General features: G+C 65.8%; 15 protein-coding genes. 11 read left to right on the top strand and 4 right to left on the bottom strand.

Annotated elements, in window-relative coordinates:
- Positions 1-15: 15 nt before the first annotated feature.
- The 4 genes from ACPFMA_RS01410 (at position 16) to ACPFMA_RS01395 (ending at position 4,472) form a co-directional block, all read left to right on the top strand.
- Positions 16-1,368: a M16 family metallopeptidase gene (locus ACPFMA_RS01410; protein WP_064301164.1), complete on the top strand. Its 1,353-nt coding sequence runs from the start codon at positions 16-18 to the stop codon at positions 1,366-1,368.
- Complete coding sequence (locus ACPFMA_RS01405; RefSeq protein ID WP_420057820.1) at positions 1,365-2,813, top strand: M16 family metallopeptidase; 1,449 nt, start codon at positions 1,365-1,367, stop codon at positions 2,811-2,813. Before ACPFMA_RS01410 ends, ACPFMA_RS01405 begins: the two co-directional genes overlap by 4 nt.
- Positions 2,813-3,394 (top strand): 16S rRNA (guanine(966)-N(2))-methyltransferase RsmD, encoded by a 582-nt coding sequence (rsmD, locus tag ACPFMA_RS01400; protein WP_009396770.1) that lies wholly within the window; start codon positions 2,813-2,815, stop codon positions 3,392-3,394. Before ACPFMA_RS01405 ends, rsmD begins: the two co-directional genes overlap by 1 nt.
- Before the next feature lie 91 nt (positions 3,395-3,485).
- Positions 3,486-4,472: a hydrolase gene (locus ACPFMA_RS01395; RefSeq protein WP_425929552.1), complete on the top strand. Its 987-nt coding sequence runs from the start codon at positions 3,486-3,488 to the stop codon at positions 4,470-4,472.
- Here ACPFMA_RS01395 and ACPFMA_RS01390 read toward each other — a convergent pair whose 3' ends face one another.
- Positions 4,473-5,327, bottom strand: a complete 855-nt coding sequence (locus ACPFMA_RS01390) for a sulfurtransferase (protein ID WP_425929551.1) — start codon at positions 5,325-5,327, stop codon at positions 4,473-4,475.
- 30 nt (positions 5,328-5,357) lie between these two features.
- Positions 5,358-6,023, bottom strand: coding sequence for a TetR/AcrR family transcriptional regulator (locus ACPFMA_RS01385; RefSeq protein WP_064301161.1), 666 nt, complete (start codon positions 6,021-6,023; stop codon positions 5,358-5,360).
- A gap of 188 nt (positions 6,024-6,211) precedes the next feature.
- Between ACPFMA_RS01385 and ACPFMA_RS01380 the strand changes: the two genes are divergently transcribed.
- From ACPFMA_RS01380 to ggt, 6 genes are all read left to right on the top strand, one after another.
- Positions 6,212-7,627 carry a coniferyl aldehyde dehydrogenase gene (locus ACPFMA_RS01380; RefSeq protein WP_425929550.1) on the top strand — a complete coding sequence of 472 codons (1,416 nt, stop codon included), beginning with the start codon at positions 6,212-6,214 and terminating at the stop codon, positions 7,625-7,627.
- Positions 7,628-7,681: 54 nt separating this feature from the next.
- The gene (locus ACPFMA_RS01375) at positions 7,682-8,167 is read left to right on the top strand and encodes a twin-arginine translocation pathway signal protein (protein ID WP_425930562.1); all 486 of its coding nucleotides are present in this window, start codon (positions 7,682-7,684) and stop codon (positions 8,165-8,167) included.
- Between the two features lie 14 nt (positions 8,168-8,181).
- The gene (locus ACPFMA_RS01370; protein WP_425929549.1) at positions 8,182-9,810 is read left to right on the top strand and encodes a GMC family oxidoreductase N-terminal domain-containing protein; all 1,629 of its coding nucleotides are present in this window, start codon (positions 8,182-8,184) and stop codon (positions 9,808-9,810) included.
- A 72-nt stretch (positions 9,811-9,882) separates the two neighbouring features.
- Entirely contained in the window at positions 9,883-10,362 is a 480-nt protein-coding gene (gene coaD / locus ACPFMA_RS01365) for a pantetheine-phosphate adenylyltransferase (RefSeq protein ID WP_009396756.1), read from the top strand.
- 111 nt (positions 10,363-10,473) lie between these two features.
- Positions 10,474-10,725 carry a YfhL family 4Fe-4S dicluster ferredoxin gene (locus ACPFMA_RS01360; RefSeq protein ID WP_009396754.1) on the top strand — a complete coding sequence of 84 codons (252 nt, stop codon included), beginning with the start codon at positions 10,474-10,476 and terminating at the stop codon, positions 10,723-10,725.
- Complete coding sequence (ggt, locus tag ACPFMA_RS01355; RefSeq protein ID WP_425929548.1) at positions 10,725-12,410, top strand: gamma-glutamyltransferase; 1,686 nt, start codon at positions 10,725-10,727, stop codon at positions 12,408-12,410. The genes ACPFMA_RS01360 and ggt overlap by 1 nt, the downstream gene beginning before the upstream one ends.
- A gap of 106 nt (positions 12,411-12,516) precedes the next feature.
- On the opposite strand, the gene mutM is transcribed toward ggt, so the two are convergent.
- On the bottom strand, positions 12,517-13,329 hold the full coding sequence (mutM, locus tag ACPFMA_RS01350; protein ID WP_064301157.1) for a bifunctional DNA-formamidopyrimidine glycosylase/DNA-(apurinic or apyrimidinic site) lyase: 813 nt from the start codon (positions 13,327-13,329) through the stop codon (positions 12,517-12,519).
- 3 nt (positions 13,330-13,332) lie between these two features.
- A complete protein-coding gene (locus tag ACPFMA_RS01345; protein ID WP_170395222.1) occupies positions 13,333-14,145 on the bottom strand; it encodes an HDOD domain-containing protein in 813 nt (270 codons plus the stop codon).
- A gap of 195 nt (positions 14,146-14,340) precedes the next feature.
- On the opposite strand from ACPFMA_RS01345, the gene ACPFMA_RS01340 reads away from it, so the two are divergent.
- Positions 14,341-15,537 (top strand): class I SAM-dependent rRNA methyltransferase, encoded by a 1,197-nt coding sequence (locus tag ACPFMA_RS01340; RefSeq protein WP_425929547.1) that lies wholly within the window; start codon positions 14,341-14,343, stop codon positions 15,535-15,537.
- Positions 15,538-15,621 lie beyond the last annotated feature (84 nt).

Here is a 15,621-nt window from a genome sequence, read left to right as displayed (position 1 = left end):
CAGGTTGAATCATCGATGAATGCTCTAGCCCGCCGTGCCGCCGGCCTGCTGCTCGGCACAATCTGCATGCCCCTCGCGGCCTTCGCCGCCGACCCGCAACCCACCCATGAATTCATCCTCGACAACGGCCTCAAGGTGGTCGTACGCGAAGACCACCGCGCCCCGGTGGTGGTGTCGCAGGTCTGGTACAAGGTGGGTTCCAGCTACGAGACCCCGGGCCAGACCGGCCTGTCCCACGCCCTGGAACACATGATGTTCAAGGGCAGCGAGAAGCTCGGCCCGGGCGAAGCCTCGCGCATCCTGCGCGACCTCGGCGCCGAGGAAAACGCCTTCACCAGCGACGATTACACCGCCTATTACCAGGTGCTGGCCCGCGATCGCCTGAACGTCGCCCTGGAACTGGAGGCCGACCGCATGGCCAGCCTGCGCCTGCCGGCCGACGAGTTCAGCCGCGAAATCGAGGTGATCAAGGAAGAGCGTCGCCTGCGCACCGACGACAATCCGGGGGCCAAGGCCTACGAACTGTTCAAGGCCATGGCCTATCCGGCCAGCGGCTACCACACCCCGACCATCGGCTGGATGGCCGACCTGCAGCGCATGAAGGTCGAGGAACTGCGCCATTGGTACGAGTCCTGGTACGCGCCGAACAACGCCACCCTGGTGGTGGTCGGCGACGTCACCGTGGATGAAGTGCGCAAGCTGGCCGAGCGCTGGTTCGCGAAGATCCCGAAACGCAGCCTGCCGCCGAGCAAATTGCCGCTGGAACTGGCCGAGCCCGGCTTGCGCCAGCTCACCGTGCATGTCCGCACCCAACTGCCGAGCTTGATCTTCGGCTTCAACGTACCGGGCCTGGCCACTGCGAAAAACCCGCGTGAAGTCCACGCCCTGCGCCTGATCTCCGCCCTGCTCGACGGCGGCTACAGCGCGCGCATGGCCAGCCGCCTGGAGCGCGGCGAAGAACTGGTGGCCGGCGCCTCCAGCCGCTACGACCCGTTCGCCCGCGGCGACAGCCTGTTCGTCCTTTCGGCGACGCCGAACACCCAGAAGAAAAAGACCCTGGCCGAGGTCGAGGCCGGTATCTGGAAACTGCTGGACGAGCTCAAGACCACCCCGCCCAGCGCCGAGGAACTGGAACGCGTGCGCGCCCAGGTTATCGCCGGCCTGGTCTACGACCGCGACTCCATCAGCAGCCAGGCCACCACCATCGGCCAGCTGGAGACCGTCGGCCTGTCGTGGAAGCTGATCGACAACGAACTGGACGAGCTGAAGAGCGTGACCCCGGCGGATATCCAGGCCGCCGCCCGCACCTACTTCACCCGCGAACGCCTGAGCGTTGCCCATGTACTGCCCGAGGAGCCGGCGAAATGATCCAGCCGACCATCCGCTTGTTCGCCGCCACCGCCCTGGCCTTTGCCCTCATGGCTCCGGTGCAGGCCGCTGATACCAAGCCCGCCAACACCCTGCAATCCGTCGCGGAACTGGAGGGCAAGGCGCCACCTACCCATCGCACCCTGGACATCCAGACCTGGAACACCGCCGAAGGCGCCCGCGTGCTCTTCGTCGAGGCCCACGAGCTGCCGATGTTCGACCTGCGCCTGACCTTCGCCGCCGGCAGCAGCCATGACGGCAACCTGCCCGGCATCGCCTCGCTGACCAACGCCATGCTCAACGAAGGCGTGGCCGGCAAGGACGTCAATGCCATCGCCGAAGGCTTCGAAGGCCTGGGCGCGGACTTCGGCAACGGCGCCTACCGTGACATGGCGGTAGCCTCGCTGCGCAGCCTGAGCGTTGCCGACAAGCGCGAGCCGGCGCTCAAGCTGTTCGCCGAAGTGGTCGGCAAACCGACCTTCCCCGCCGACGCCATGGCCCGGATCAAGAACCAGATCCTCGCCGGCTTCGAATACCAGAAGCAGAACCCCGGCAAGCTGGCCAGCCTGCAACTGTTCGAGCGGCTGTACGGCAAGCATCCCTACGGGCATCCGGCCGACGGCACCGCCGAGAGCATCCCGCCGATCACCGTGGACCAGTTGCGCGCCTTCCACGCCAAGGCCTATGCCGCCGGCAACACCGTGATCGCCCTGGTCGGCGACCTCAGCCGCAAGGACGCCGAAGCCATCGCCGCCCAGGTTTCCGCCGCCCTGCCAAAAGGGCCGGCGCTGGCCAAGGTCGAGCAGCCGGTGGAGCCCAAGGCCGGCCCGAGCCATATCGACTTCCCGTCCAAGCAGACCCACCTGCTGCTGGCGCAACTGGGCATCGACCGCAACGATCCAGACTACGCCGCGCTGTCCCTGGGCAACCAGATCCTCGGTGGCGGTTCGTTCGGCACCCGGCTGATGAGCGAAGTCCGCGAGAAACGCGGCCTGACCTATGGCGTCTACTCCACCTTCGTGCCGATGCAGGCGCGCGGGCCGTTCATGATCAACCTGCAGACCCGTGCCGAACTGAGCGAAGGCACCCTGAAGCTGGTCCAGGACCTGCTGCGCGATTACCTCAAGACCGGGCCGACCCAGCAGGAGCTGGACGACGCCAAGCGCGAGCTGGCCGGCAGCTTCCCGCTGTCCAACGCCAGCAACGCAAGTATCGTCGGGCAATTGGGCGCCATCGGCTTCTACAACCTGCCGCTGACCTACCTTGAAGACTACATGCGCCAATCCCAGGAACTGACCGTCGAGCAGGTCCGGGATGCGCTGAATCGCCACCTGTCCGCGGACAAGCTGGTTATCGTTACAGCAGGGCCGAAGGTGCCGCAGCAACCCCTGCCACCCCCCCTCGCCAAACCCGCCGAGCAGCCGCTCGGCGTACCGGAGCATTAATGGCCAGTCCATCCAAGCCGCACGCGGGCCAAGGCCAGTTGCGCATCATCGCCGGCGAATGGCGCAGCCGTCGCCTGAGCTTCCCCGACGCCCCCGGCCTGCGCCCGACGCCGGACCGGGTGCGGGAAACCCTGTTCAACTGGCTTGCGCCCCATATCGAAGGGGCCAAGGTGCTGGATGCCTTTACCGGTGCCGGCGCCCTGTACCTGGAAGCGCTGTCCCGCGGTGCCGGCGACGCCGTGGCCGTGGACAGCAACCCGGCAGCCATCGCCAGCCTGAAGAACAACCTGGAAATCCTCCGCTGCCCGCGCGGGCAGGTGGTGCAGAGCGATGTCCTGCGCTATCTGCAGGGCGAGGCGAAGCAGCGGTTCGACGTGGTCTTCCTCGACCCGCCGTTCCATCAGGATTTGCTGCCGAAAACCTGCGAATTGCTGGAAAACGGCGGCTGGCTGGCTGATCACGCCTGGATCTACACCGAAAGCGAGGCCGCGCCATCGTCCCTGGCCCTGCCGGGTAGCTGGCGCCTGCACCGGGAAAAGAAAGCCGGCCAGGTGCACTACGCACTGTGGGAACGCGGCTGATCGTCATCTGTCCGTCATACGGCGCGGCAGCTGCTGCAACCAGCACATACACTGGTTGACAGAGCTGCCGCGTTTTTCCGAGTGATGTCCTATGTCCACGTCTTCCTTCACGCCCGCAACGGGCCTGCGCAATCCTCACCTGCAAACCCTCTGGGGGCCTCTGTGGCGCAAATCGTTGCCCCTGGCTCACCAGCGCGAGCGCCTGTGGCTGGCCGATGGCGACTTCCTCGACCTGGACTGGGGCGGCCCGCATCGCGCCGATGCGCCGCTGGTGCTGGTATTGCACGGACTGACCGGGTCGTCGTCCTCCCATTACGTGCTTGGCTTGCAGCACGCCTTGCAAGCGCAAGGCTGGGCCAGCGTGGCGGTGAACTGGCGCGGCTGCTCGGGCGAACCGAACCTGCTCGCCCGCAGTTATCACTCCGGCGCCAGCGAGGACCTGGCCGAGGTGATCGCCCATTTGCGCGCGCAACGGCCCTCGGCGCCGTTGTACGCGGTGGGTTATTCGCTGGGCGGCAATGTGCTGCTCAAGCACCTGGGCGAAGCCGGTTCGGCCAGCCAGTTGCAGGGCGCCGTGGCAGTGTCGGTGCCGTTTCGCCTCGACCAGTGCGCCGACCGCATCAGCCTGGGCTTTTCCCGGGTCTACCAGCGGCACTTCATCCGCGAAATGATCAGCTATGTGAAGACCAAGGAACGCGACTTCCTCCATCGCGGCCATCACGAAGGCCTGGAAGCCTTGTCCCGCCTCGGTCCGCTGACCAACATGCGTACCTTCTGGGACTTCGACGGGCGCATCACCGCGCCGCTCAACGGTTTCAGCGATGCCCACGACTACTACAAGCGCTCGTCCAGCCGCTATTACCTGGGCGAAAACCGCACGCCGACGCTGATCATCCAGTCCAGCGACGACCCCTTCGTGTTCCGCCACAGCCTGCCCGAGGCCAGTGAACTGGCACGCACCACCACCCTGGAGCTGCATAGCCACGGTGGTCATGTCGGATTCGTCGATGGCAGCCTGCGCCAGCCGGGGTACTACCTGGAACGGCGGATTCCCGCGTGGCTGGCGCAACTGGGCTGATCAGTCGCCGGTAGCGACCTGGCGCTGCGGGTCGGTGATCCATTCGCTCCAGGAGCCGGCGTACAGCGGTGCCAGCGGGTAGCCGGCGAGGCTCAGGGCAAACAGGTTATGGCAGGCGGTGACGCCGGAACCGCAATAGGCCACCAGTTCTTCCGGCTTGCGCGACCCCAGCAATGCGGCGAAACGCGCCTTGAGCTGGTCGGGCGGGAGGAAGCGCCCGTCGCTGCCGAGGTTGTCGGTGAAAGCCGCGCATTGCGCACCCGGAATATGCCCCGCCACCGGGTCGATCGGTTCCACTTCGCCACGGAAACGCGGCAGGGCGCGGGCATCGAGCAGGGTCAGGGCCGGGTCGCCCAGGCGCTCGCGCAATTGCTGGGCACTGACCAGCAGCTTCGGATCGGGCTTGCCGCTGAAGGTGCCTTCGTGGCGCTCCGCCGGATCCAGGCTCAACGGCAGGCCCGCCGAGTGCCAGGCCTTCAGCCCGCCATCGAGGATAGATACGCCGTTGCGTTTGCCAAGCCAGGCCAGCAGCCACCAGGCGCGGGCGGCGAAGGCTCCGGGGCCGTCGTCGTACAGCACCACGTCGCTGTCATTGCTGATGCCCCACTGCTGGAAGCGCTCGATCAGCCGCCCGGGCTGCGGCAGCGGATGACGCCCGGTCACACCCTTGACCACCGGTCCGCTGAGGTCGCGCTCCAGGTCGGCGAAATGCGCGCCGGCGATATGCCCCTCGGCGTAGCTGCGCTGACCGTAGTCAACGTCCTCCAGGGCGAAACGACAATCGAGAATCACCAGCTTCGGCTCGCCAAGGCGTTCCGCCAGTTGCCGGGGTGCAATCAGTTGCGCGAGGGGCATGACAGTCTCCATATCGATTGAAAGGGCACGCTACTGCTCCAGCGCCTGCTGCAGCGGAACGTGGAATTCTTCGCACAGCGCGTCCACCGCCGGCTTCGCCGTGGCGGTGACATAGCCGAGCTCCAGCACCAGTACCTGATAGACACCACGCTTGATGGCTTCTTCACTCAGGTGGGCGGAATTTTCCCGGGTGGTGCAGAGAAAGCGCACCCAGGACGTCAGGATGATCCAGGTATTGAGCGTCAGCGCCTCGATCTGCACCGGGGTCATCTCTAGGATCCCGGCGCCGACGAAACCCTCGTAGATGGCCTGGCCCTGCAGCAGGCAGCGCTGGGAAAAACGCCGGTAACGGTCGGCCAGTGCCTTGTCGCTGTCGAGCAGGTGTTCCAGGTCGCGATGCAGGAAGCGGTAGTTCCACATCGCCGCGAGGATCGCCTGCAAATAGAAACGCTTGTCTTCGACCGTGGCCAGGCGGCCCTTGGGCGGATGCAGGAAGCTCTCGACCTGTTCCTCATACTGACTGAACAACTCGGCAATGATTTCCTGCTTATTGGCGAAGTGGTAGTACAGGTTGCCCGGCGAAATCTCCATGTGCGCAGCGATGTGGTTGGTGCTGACACTGCGTTCGCCCTGCTGGTTGAACAGCTCCAGGCTGTTTTGCACGATGCGCTCGCGGGTCTTGATGCGCGGGGCCATGACACGGGTTCCGGATTCATCAGCTTGAATGATGGGGTGATCTTACGGCGTCGGTCGGTGGGTTGCATCCATGGGATCTGTGGGGGATTCACCGCGGACCCTGTGGGAGCTGGCTTGCCAGCGATGAGGCCCTCAAAGCCCATACAAAATCAGGATTAGAGTATATGCTCTAGCCAAAACAACAGATCATGGAGGTCCCGATGTCCCAGATGGACTGGCTCGATACCCTGTTCGCCGAACAGCGCGCCGCCTTCAATCGCCTGCCCATGCCGCCCCTGGCCCAGCGCCGGCAGTGGCTCAAGGCACTGCGCCAGGCCCTGATCGCACGCCAGGACGAGCTGGTCGCCGCCATCGACCAGGACTTCAACGGCCGCAGCGCCGACGAGACCCGGCTCGCCGAACTCATGCCCAGCGTCCTCGGCCTGGCCCACGCCGAAAAACACCTGTCGCGCTGGATGAAACCCGTACGTCGCGCCGTCGGCCTCGCCTTCCAGCCTGCCAGCGCCCGCATCCACTACCAGCCGCTGGGCGTGGTCGGCGTCATCGTGCCGTGGAACTACCCGCTGTTCCTTGCCATCGGCCCATTGACCGGCGCCCTCGCCGCCGGCAACCGGGTGATGCTCAAGCTCAGCGAAGCCACCCCGGCGACCGGCCTGGTGCTCAAGTCCGTGCTGGAATCGGTGTTTCCCGCCGACATGGTCTGCGTGGTCCTCGGCGAGGCCGAAGTCGGCGAAGCCTTCTCGCGCCTGCCCTTCGACCACCTGCTGTTCACCGGCGCAACCAGCATTGGCCGCAAGGTGATGAGCGCCGCCGCTGCCAACCTGACCCCCGTGACCCTTGAGCTGGGCGGCAAGTCCCCGGCCATCGTCTCGAACACAGTGCCCCTGGCCGACGCCGCCGAACGCATCGCCTTCGGCAAGACCCTCAACGCCGGGCAGACCTGCGTGGCCCCCGACTACGTGCTGGTGCCGCGCGAGCGCATCCCGGGCTTCATCGACGCCTACCGCGACGCCGTTCGGCGCTTTTATCCGCGGATCACCGGCAACCCCGACTACACGGCGATCATCAGCCCGCGCCATCTGGCCCGGCTCAAGGGTTACCTCGACGACGCCCGCCGCCAGGGCGCGCGGATCACCAGCCTGTACCCGGACGAAACCCCAGCGGACCGGCGCTTGCCGCCGCTGGTCCTGGAAAACGTCAGCGATGCCATGCAGGTGATGCAGGACGAGATCTTCGGCCCGTTGCTGCCGGTGGTGCCCTACGACCAGATCGACGATGCCATTGCCTACGTCAACCAGCGCCCGCGCCCTCTGGCCCTGTACTACTTCGGCTACGAGCGCGGGGAGCAGCGCCTGGTACTGGATAACACCCATTCCGGCGGTGCCTGCCTCAACGACACCCTGCTGCATGTGGCCCAGGACGACCTGCCGTTCGGCGGCGTCGGCCCGTCAGGCATGGGGCACTACCACGGTTTCGAGGGTTTCCAGACCTTCAGCCAGGCCAAGGGCGTGCTGGCCAAGCAGCGCCTGAACCTGGCGCGGCTGATCTACCCGCCCTACGGCAAGCGCCTGCAACAGCTGGTGTACCGTTTCTTTATTCGCTGATCGCTGCATAACAGGCCCACAACAATGACAACACGCCTGCACCTGGCCGCCGCGCTGAACCGTCGCGGCCTGCTCAAGTTCAGCCTTGGCGCCACGCTGTTCCTCGGCGGCGCCAGCCTGGTCGGCTGCAGCCCCGCAACGGCGGCACCCGGCTATCGCATCCTGCGCGACGACGATCTGCCGATGCTGCGGGCAGTCACGCCGGTGGTGCTGCAAGGTACCGCAGCGCCGCTCGAGCAGGTCCTCGCCCGCCTCGACGAAGCCCTGGCCAGCCTGTCGCCGGAAATGCTCAAGCTGACCCGACAGCTGTTCGATGTGCTCGCCCTGCCTCTCACCCGTGGTCCACTGACCGGGGTCTGGGGCTCATGGCAGCAAGCGACACCGCAGCGCGTCGAAGCCTTTCTCCGGCGCTGGCGCGACAGCTCGCTGAACCTGCTGCGCCAGGGCTATTGCTCGCTGCTGCAACTGCTGCTGATGGCGTGGTACAGCCTGCCCGGATCCTGGGGCGCGTGCGGTTACCCCGGCCCACCGAAGATCTGAACAAGAGCCTGACCATGCCCGTATCCGACCCGTTCCGCGAAGGCCTCGCCCGCGGCTGGAAAGCCCGTGACGCCTCGGCCCTGGATCACCACCTGGACCTGGAAACCGACATTGCCATCATCGGCAGCGGTGCCGGCGGCGCCACCAGCGCAGAGCTCCTGAGCGCTGCCGGCTACCGGGTGCTGCTGATCGAAGAAGGTCCGCTGAAAACCAGCAGCGACTTCCGCATGCTGGAGAACGAGGCCTACGCCAGCCTTTACCAGGAAGGCATCGGCCGCCTCAGCAAGGACGGCGCGATTACCATCCTTCAAGGCCGCGCGGTAGGCGGCACCACCCTGATCAACTGGACCTCCAGCTTCCGCACACCGGAGCCGACCCTGCGCCACTGGGCCAGCGCACATGGGGTCGAAGGCCATGGCGTGGACGATCTCGCCCCCTGGTTCGAGCGCATGGAGCGGCGCCTCGGCATCGCGCCCTGGCAGATGCCGCCCAATGCCAACAACGACGTGCTGCGCCGGGGGTGTGCGGCGCTGGGCCTGGACTGGAAGGTGATCCCGCGCAATGTCCGCGACTGCTGGAACCTGGGTTATTGCGGCATGGGCTGCCCGGTGAATGCCAAGCAGTCGATGCTGGTCACCAGCATTCCGGCGGCACTCGAAGAGGGTGCAGAACTGCTCTACCTGGCCCGCGCCGAACACCTGGAGCACGACGGTGGCAGGATCAAGGCGTTGCACTGCGTGGCCATGGACCCGCAATGCGTGGCGCCGACCGGCCGGCGCATCCGCGTCCGCGCCCGCCACTACGTGCTGGCCGGCGGTGGCATCAACAGCCCGGCGCTGCTCCTGCGTTCCAAAGCGCCGGACCCGCACCGGCTTCTCGGCAAGCGCACCTTCCTGCACTTGGTCAATTTCAGCGCCGCGCGCTTTGCCGAGCCGGTAAACCCGTTCTACGGCGCACCGCAGTCGATCTACAGCGACCATTTCCAATGGCGCAACGGCATCGACGGGCCGATGGGCTACAAGCTGGAAGTCCCGCCCCTGCACCCGGCCCTGGCCGCGACCCTGCTCGGCGGGTTCGGCGAGGACAACGCCCTGCGCATGGCCGACCTGCCCAATACCCATGTGATGCTGGCCCTGCTGCGCGACGGTTTTCACCCGCAGAGCATCGGCGGCAGCGTGGAGCTGCGCAGCGATGGCTCGCCGGTGCTGGACTATTCGGTTTCGCCCTACGCCTGGGACGGGGTGCGCCGGGCCTTCCACAGCATGGCCGAAATCCAGTTCGCAGCCGGCGCCGAAAGCGTGCAGCCGCTGCACGCGGCCAGTCGACCCGCGCACAACCTGGCCGAGGCCAGGGCAATGATCGAGGGCCTCGATCTGCAGCTCTTCCTCACCCGCCTCGGCAGCGCCCACGTGATGGGCGGCTGTGCCATGGGCAAGGACCCGGCCCAGAGCGTCTGCGACAGTCTGGGCCGCCATCACCAGCTGGAAAACCTGTCGATCCACGACGGCTCGCTGTTCCCCACCAGCATCGGTGCCAACCCGCAATTGTTGGTGTACGCCATCGTCGCGCGCCTCAGCCAGTTGCTTGGCGAACGCCTCGCAACCCCAACCGGCGGCCTTGTCCATAGTGCCTTTGGCCGATGATGGCGACTTGGCCCGGGCGTATCGGCTGCGCTACCATCCGAGTCCCTAACGCACTCCTGCCAGGACGACGCGATGAACCGAGTGTTGTACCCGGGTACTTTCGACCCTATTACCAAGGGCCATGGCGATCTGGTCGAACGCGCCTCGCGTCTGTTCGATCATGTGATCATCGCGGTCGCCGCCAGCCCCAAGAAGAATCCGCTGTTCCCCCTTGAACAACGGGTCGAACTGGCGCGTGAAGTGACCAGGCACCTGCCCAACGTCGAAGTCCTCGGCTTCTCCACCTTGCTGGCGCACTTCGCCAAGGAGCAGCAGGCCAACGTGTTCCTGCGCGGCCTGCGCGCGGTGTCCGACTTCGAGTACGAATTCCAGCTGGCGAACATGAACCGGCAACTGGCGCCCGACGTCGAGAGCCTGTTCCTCACCCCGTCGGAACGTTATTCGTTCATCTCCTCGACCCTGGTCCGCGAGATCGCGGCACTGGGCGGCGATATCAGCAAGTTCGTCCACCCCGCGGTGGCCGACGCGCTGACCGAGCGTTTCAAGAAGTAATCTCATCCGGCCAGGAAAACCGCTGCCCGCGTGCAAGATCGGCGCTAATACGGCACAATCGCGCCCATTGGTTTTCAATTGCCAGGGCCTGACAACCTGGCCGGAGTCCCCATGTCCCTGATCATCACCGACGATTGCATCAACTGCGACGTCTGCGAACCCGAGTGCCCGAACGCCGCCATCTCCCAAGGCGAAGAGATCTACGTGATCGACCCGAACCTGTGCACCCAATGCGTCGGCCACTATGACGAACCCCAGTGCCAGCAGGTCTGCCCGGTGGACTGTATTCCCCTCGATGAAGCCCATCCGGAAACCGAAGAAGAGCTGATGGCCAAGTACCGCCGTATCACCGGCAAGGCCTGATGACCGGCGCCGCCGCGCTGCGTAACCTGGTTCTTGGCGCCGGCCTGGCGCTATGCAGCGTCGCGGCCCTGGCCGATGGGCCAGGTCGCGCGGCGCTGGCCACGCCCCATCCTGCCGCGACCGCTGCGGCGCGGGAAATCCTCGAGCAAGGCGGCAATGCCTTCGACGCGGCGATTGCCATCAGCGCTGCGCTGGCCGTGGTCGAGCCCTACGGTTCGGGCCTTGGCGGCGGTGGTTTCTTCCTGCTGCGCCAGCCCGGCAATCCAGCCGCCTATCGCTTTATCGACGCCCGTGAACGCGCGCCCGGCAGGGCCACGGCGGACATGTACCTGAAGGACGGCAAGGAACAACCCGGGCTATCGATCAACGGTCCGCTGGCCGCGGCCATTCCCGGCCTGCCGGCGGCGCTGGACGAGTTGGCGGCGCGCTACGGCAAGCTGCCGTTGAAGAATGCCCTGGCCCCGGCGATTCGCCTGGCCAACCAGGGGTTTGCCGTTGATCGCATCTACCGCGACCGCGCCGAAATGCGCCAAGGCGCCATGCGCGACGACGCGGAAACCGCGCGGCTGTTTCTCGACCAGGGCCGCGTGCCCGCGCAAGGAACGCTGATTCGTCAGCCGGAACTGGCGGCCACCCTGCAACGACTGGCCGAGCATGGCCGCGACGGGTTCTATCGCGGACCAGTGGCGGCGAAGCTGGTACAGGAAGTGAACGCATCGGGCGGCATCTGGAGCCAGGACGACCTGGCCGATTACCGTGTCGTCGAACGCGAGCCGCTGCGCTACCGCCTGGCCGACCAGCGCGAGCTGATCAGCGCCCCGCCGCCCTCTGCCGGCGGTGTCGCCATCGCCCAGAGCCTGGCGATGCTGCAACGCCTGCCGTGGCAAAGCGCGGACCGCATCCAGCGCGCCCACTATGTGCTGGAAGTGCTGCGCCGGGCCTACCGTGATCGCGGCCTGCTCGGCGATCCGGACCATGTGGATAACCCGGTCCCGCGCCTGCTTTCGCGCCATCACCTGACGACCCTGGCCGACGGTATCGATGTCCACGACGCCACGCCCAGCGCCAGCCTGCCGCCCGCGCTGCCCTGGCGCGAGGGTGACCACACCACGCACTTCGCGGTGATCGATGCCGAGGGCAATGCGGTAGCGGCCACCCTGTCGGTCAACCTGCCATTTGGCGCAGCCTTTACGCCGGTAGGAACCGGTGTGGTGCTGAACAACGAAATGGACGACTTCGCCGCCGATCCCCAAGGCAGCAACAGCTACGGGCTGGCGGGCAGCCAGGCCAACGCGGTGGCGGCGGGCAAGCGGCCGCTGTCGAGCATGAGCCCGAGCTTCATCGAAAGCCCCAGGGAATTCGCGGCCTTCGGTACGCCAGGGGGCAGCCGGATTCCGAGCATGGTGCTGCTGTCGATGCTGGAATACCTGGACGGACGACCGGTGAATACCTGGCCGGCAGTGCCGCGTTATCACCACCAGTACCTGCCGGATGTGGTGGAGCACGAGCCGGGAGCCTTCACGGCAGCCGAAATCCAGGACCTGCAGGGCCGGGGATACAACCTGAAGGATGTGGGGCGCAGCTACGGGAACCAGCAGGTGCTGTTCTGGAACAAGCAGGACGGGCGGCTGGAGTCGGCCAGCGATCCCCGAGGTGTTGGTAGTTCAGAGGTGCTGGAGCACTGAGCCTTGCAGTGCTCTTGCCGGCCTCATCGCGGGTGAACCCGCTCCCACGAAGACCTTGTGGGAGCGGGTTCACCCGCGATGAGGCCAGTGAATCCGACGAAGATTTCTACTTCTGGCACCGCGGACAAAACACACTAGCCCGCTGCCCCAGCTTCACTTCACGCAAGGTCGAAGCACACACCTTGCACGGCTCCCCGCCCCGCCCATAGACGAACAGCTCCTGCTGGAAATACCCCGGCTGCCCGTCGCCGCCGATAAAGTCGCGCAAGGTGGTGCCGCCACGCTCGATCGCCGCCGCCAGGACGCGCTTGATTTCCACGGTCAGGCGCAGATAGCGCGCCCGGGAAATGCTCCCCGCCTCGCGCCGCGGATCGATACCGGCCGCGAACAAGGCTTCGGTCGCATAGATATTGCCCACGCCCACCACCACCGCGTTGTCCATGATGAACGGCTTGACCGCCATCGACCGCCCACGCGACATCTGGAACAGGCGCTCCCCTTCGAACAGGTCGGTCAGCGGCTCCGGCCCGAGCCTGGCCAGCAGTTCATGCTCCAGCGGCGACTGGCTCCACAGCATCGCGCCGAAACGCCGCGGATCGGTGTAGCGCAGCGCCAGCCCGGACTCCAGCTCGATATCCACATGCTCGTGCTTTGCCGCCGGCAGGCCGATTTCCACCAGGCGCAGGTTGCCGGACATGCCCAGGTGACTGATCAAGGTCCCCACCTCGGCATTGAGCAGCAGGTACTTGGCCCGTCGCTCGACCGAGACGAAGCGCTGCCCGGACAGGCGCACGTCGAGGTCCTCCGGGATCGGCCAGCGCAAGCGCCGGTCACGGACGACCACGCGGCTGACGCGCTGGCCTTCGAGATAAGGGGCAATGCCGCGGCGAGTGGTCTCGACTTCAGGTAATTCAGGCATGGATCAGTGGCTACCCAGTTCCTGGATGGTTTGCTTGAGGTTGTCGAAGTCGTATTCCGACAGGCCGATATAGTCGAGCACCAGGTGCCCGACCGTGTTCCATTCGTGATCGACGTTCTGGTTGCCCAGCACCCGGTACGAGGCACAGATATGCTCGGCCATCTTCAGGATCGCCAGCAGATTCTTCAGCGGCGCGGTGCGCGGTGACTCGTCGCTGAACACCGCCAGGGCGTTGTGGTGGTTGGCGATGGCGCTGCTGACATGCTCCGGCAGGCGCCATGACTTGGCGGTGTAGTAGCCGACCACCGCATGGTTGGTGTTGAACACCTGGTTTTCCGTATCCACCACCCGCTGGCGCTCGCCGGCGCTGGCGTAGGCGTCTTCCAGCACGCTCATGTAATCGGGGAAGCGCTTGTGCATCAGCGGTACGCCGCAGTCGTGGAACAGCCCCAGCGCATAGGCCTCGTCCACCGCCTGGGAGCCGAAGCGCTTGGCCAGGGTCAGGCAGGTCATGGCCACGTCCTGGGCGGTGTCCCAGAAACGGTTGAGGGTGACGATGGTTTCATCGCTCATCTCGCCCTTGATCGACTGGGCGTTGATCAGGTTGATGATCGAGCGGCTGCCCAGCAGGTTCACCGCGCGCTGGATCGAGGCGATCTTGTTGGTCAGCCCGTAGTGCGCCGAATTGACGATCTTCAGCAACGCGCCGGAAAGCCCGGGATCCTGGGAGATCAGCCTGGCGATCACCTCCAGGTCGGGGTCAGGCATGTACTGCTCCATCTGCAGGTCGACCATGATCTGCGGTTGGGGCGGCACGCTGATGCCTTGCAGGGCTTGCTGGATCTGTTCGGCTGAAAGTTCCTGGGTCATGGCTTCATACTCGGGGCTGACGGGCGATTCTAACCCGATCGCCCGGCCGAGTGACGGCCAGTCGCCATGCAATTTGTCGCAGCGGCGGGCGCGGCAAGGGTCGGCACGCTATACTCCCGCTCTTTTTTCCGGAGCGACGTCATGTCCCTGCCCAGCCTTCGTCTCAAAGCCAATGCCGACCGCCGTCTGCGCGCCGGCCACCTGTGGGTGTACAGCAACGAAATCGACGTCGTCGCCACCCCGCTGCACGGTTTCAAGGCTGGTGACCAGGCGGTGCTGGAAGCAGCGGGCGGCAAGGCCCTGGGCATCGTCGCCCTGAGCCCGAACAACCTGATCTGCGCCCGTTTGCTGTCGCGCGACACCAAGCTGGCGCTGGACAAGTCGCTGCTGGTGCACCGCCTCAACGTCGCCCTGTCGCTGCGCGAGCGCCTGTTCGACAAGCCGTTCTATCGCCTGGTCTATGGCGACTCCGACCTGCTGCCGGGGCTGGTGGTCGACCGTTTCGGCGACATCCTCGTGGTCCAGCTGGCCTCGCCGACCATGGAACGCCACCGCGACGACGTTCTCGCCGCGCTGATCCAGGTGCTCAAGCCGAGCGGCGTGCTGTTCAAGAACGACTCCTCGGCGCGTGACGCCGAAGGCCTGGAACGGTATGTCGAGACCGTCTACGGCGAAGTGCCGGAGTGGGTCGCGCTGGAAGAGAACGGCGTCAAGTTCGAAGCCCCAGTGATGGAAGGCCAGAAGACCGGCTGGTTCTACGACCACCGCATGAACCGCGCGCGCCTGGCGCCGTACGTCAAGGGCAAGCGCGTGCTCGACCTGTTCAGCTACATCGGTGGCTGGGGTGTGCAGGCCGGTGCCTTCGGTGCCAGCGAAGTGTTCTGTGTCGATGCCTCGGGCTTTGCCCTGGATGGCGTGGAGCGCAACGCCGCGCTCAACGGCTTCGCCGAGAAGGTCACCTGCATCGAAGGTGACGTCTTCGCCGCCCTGCGCGAGCTGAAGGCCGCCGAAGAGCGCTTCGACGTCATCGTCGCCGACCCGCCCGCCTTCATCAAACGCAAGAAGGACCTGAAGAACGGCGAGGCCGCCTATCGCCGCCTGAACGAGCAGGCCATGCGCATGCTCAGCAAGGACGGCATCCTGGTCAGCGCCTCGTGCTCGATGCACCTGCCGGAAGACGACCTGCAGAACATCCTGCTGACCAGCGCCCGCCACCTGGACCGCAATATCCAGTTCCTCGAGCGCGGCGGCCAGGGGCCGGACCACCCGGTGCACCCGGCGATTCCTGAGACTCGCTATATCAAGAGCATTACTTGCCGGTTGTTGCCTAACAGCTGATAAGCAATCGAATGAAAAAATCCCGGCCTGGTGCCGGGATTTTTTATGGGCGCATCTGCATCAATCTGAAGCCGACGCGGTCCC

Origin of the sequence: Pseudomonas sp. NyZ201 (genome assembly GCF_049860765.1) — a bacterium.
Lineage (GTDB): Bacteria > Pseudomonadota > Gammaproteobacteria > Pseudomonadales > Pseudomonadaceae > Aquipseudomonas > Aquipseudomonas bharatica.
The sequence above is the reverse complement of the archived record's forward strand: the minus strand, read 5'-3'. Positions and strand labels throughout refer to the sequence as shown.

Coding starts and splice junctions, on each gene's coding strand:
- ACPFMA_RS01410 (WP_064301164.1), top strand. CDS start 16: ATGAATGCTCTAGCCCGCCGTGCCGCCGGCCTGCTGCTCGGCACAATC.
- ACPFMA_RS01395 (WP_425929552.1), top strand. CDS start 3,486: ATGTCCACGTCTTCCTTCACGCCCGCAACGGGCCTGCGCAATCCTCAC.
- coaD (WP_009396756.1), top strand. CDS start 9,883: ATGAACCGAGTGTTGTACCCGGGTACTTTCGACCCTATTACCAAGGGC.
- ACPFMA_RS01385 (WP_064301161.1), bottom strand. CDS start 6,023: ATGGCCCCGCGCATCAAGACCCGCGAGCGCATCGTGCAAAACAGCCTG.
- ggt (WP_425929548.1), top strand. CDS start 10,725: ATGACCGGCGCCGCCGCGCTGCGTAACCTGGTTCTTGGCGCCGGCCTG.
- ACPFMA_RS01360 (WP_009396754.1), top strand. CDS start 10,474: ATGTCCCTGATCATCACCGACGATTGCATCAACTGCGACGTCTGCGAA.
- rsmD (WP_009396770.1), top strand. CDS start 2,813: ATGGCCAGTCCATCCAAGCCGCACGCGGGCCAAGGCCAGTTGCGCATC.
- ACPFMA_RS01380 (WP_425929550.1), top strand. CDS start 6,212: ATGGAGGTCCCGATGTCCCAGATGGACTGGCTCGATACCCTGTTCGCC.
- ACPFMA_RS01390 (WP_425929551.1), bottom strand. CDS start 5,327: ATGCCCCTCGCGCAACTGATTGCACCCCGGCAACTGGCGGAACGCCTT.
- mutM (WP_064301157.1), bottom strand. CDS start 13,329: ATGCCTGAATTACCTGAAGTCGAGACCACTCGCCGCGGCATTGCCCCT.
- ACPFMA_RS01340 (WP_425929547.1), top strand. CDS start 14,341: ATGTCCCTGCCCAGCCTTCGTCTCAAAGCCAATGCCGACCGCCGTCTG.
- ACPFMA_RS01370 (WP_425929549.1), top strand. CDS start 8,182: ATGCCCGTATCCGACCCGTTCCGCGAAGGCCTCGCCCGCGGCTGGAAA.
- ACPFMA_RS01405 (WP_420057820.1), top strand. CDS start 1,365: ATGATCCAGCCGACCATCCGCTTGTTCGCCGCCACCGCCCTGGCCTTT.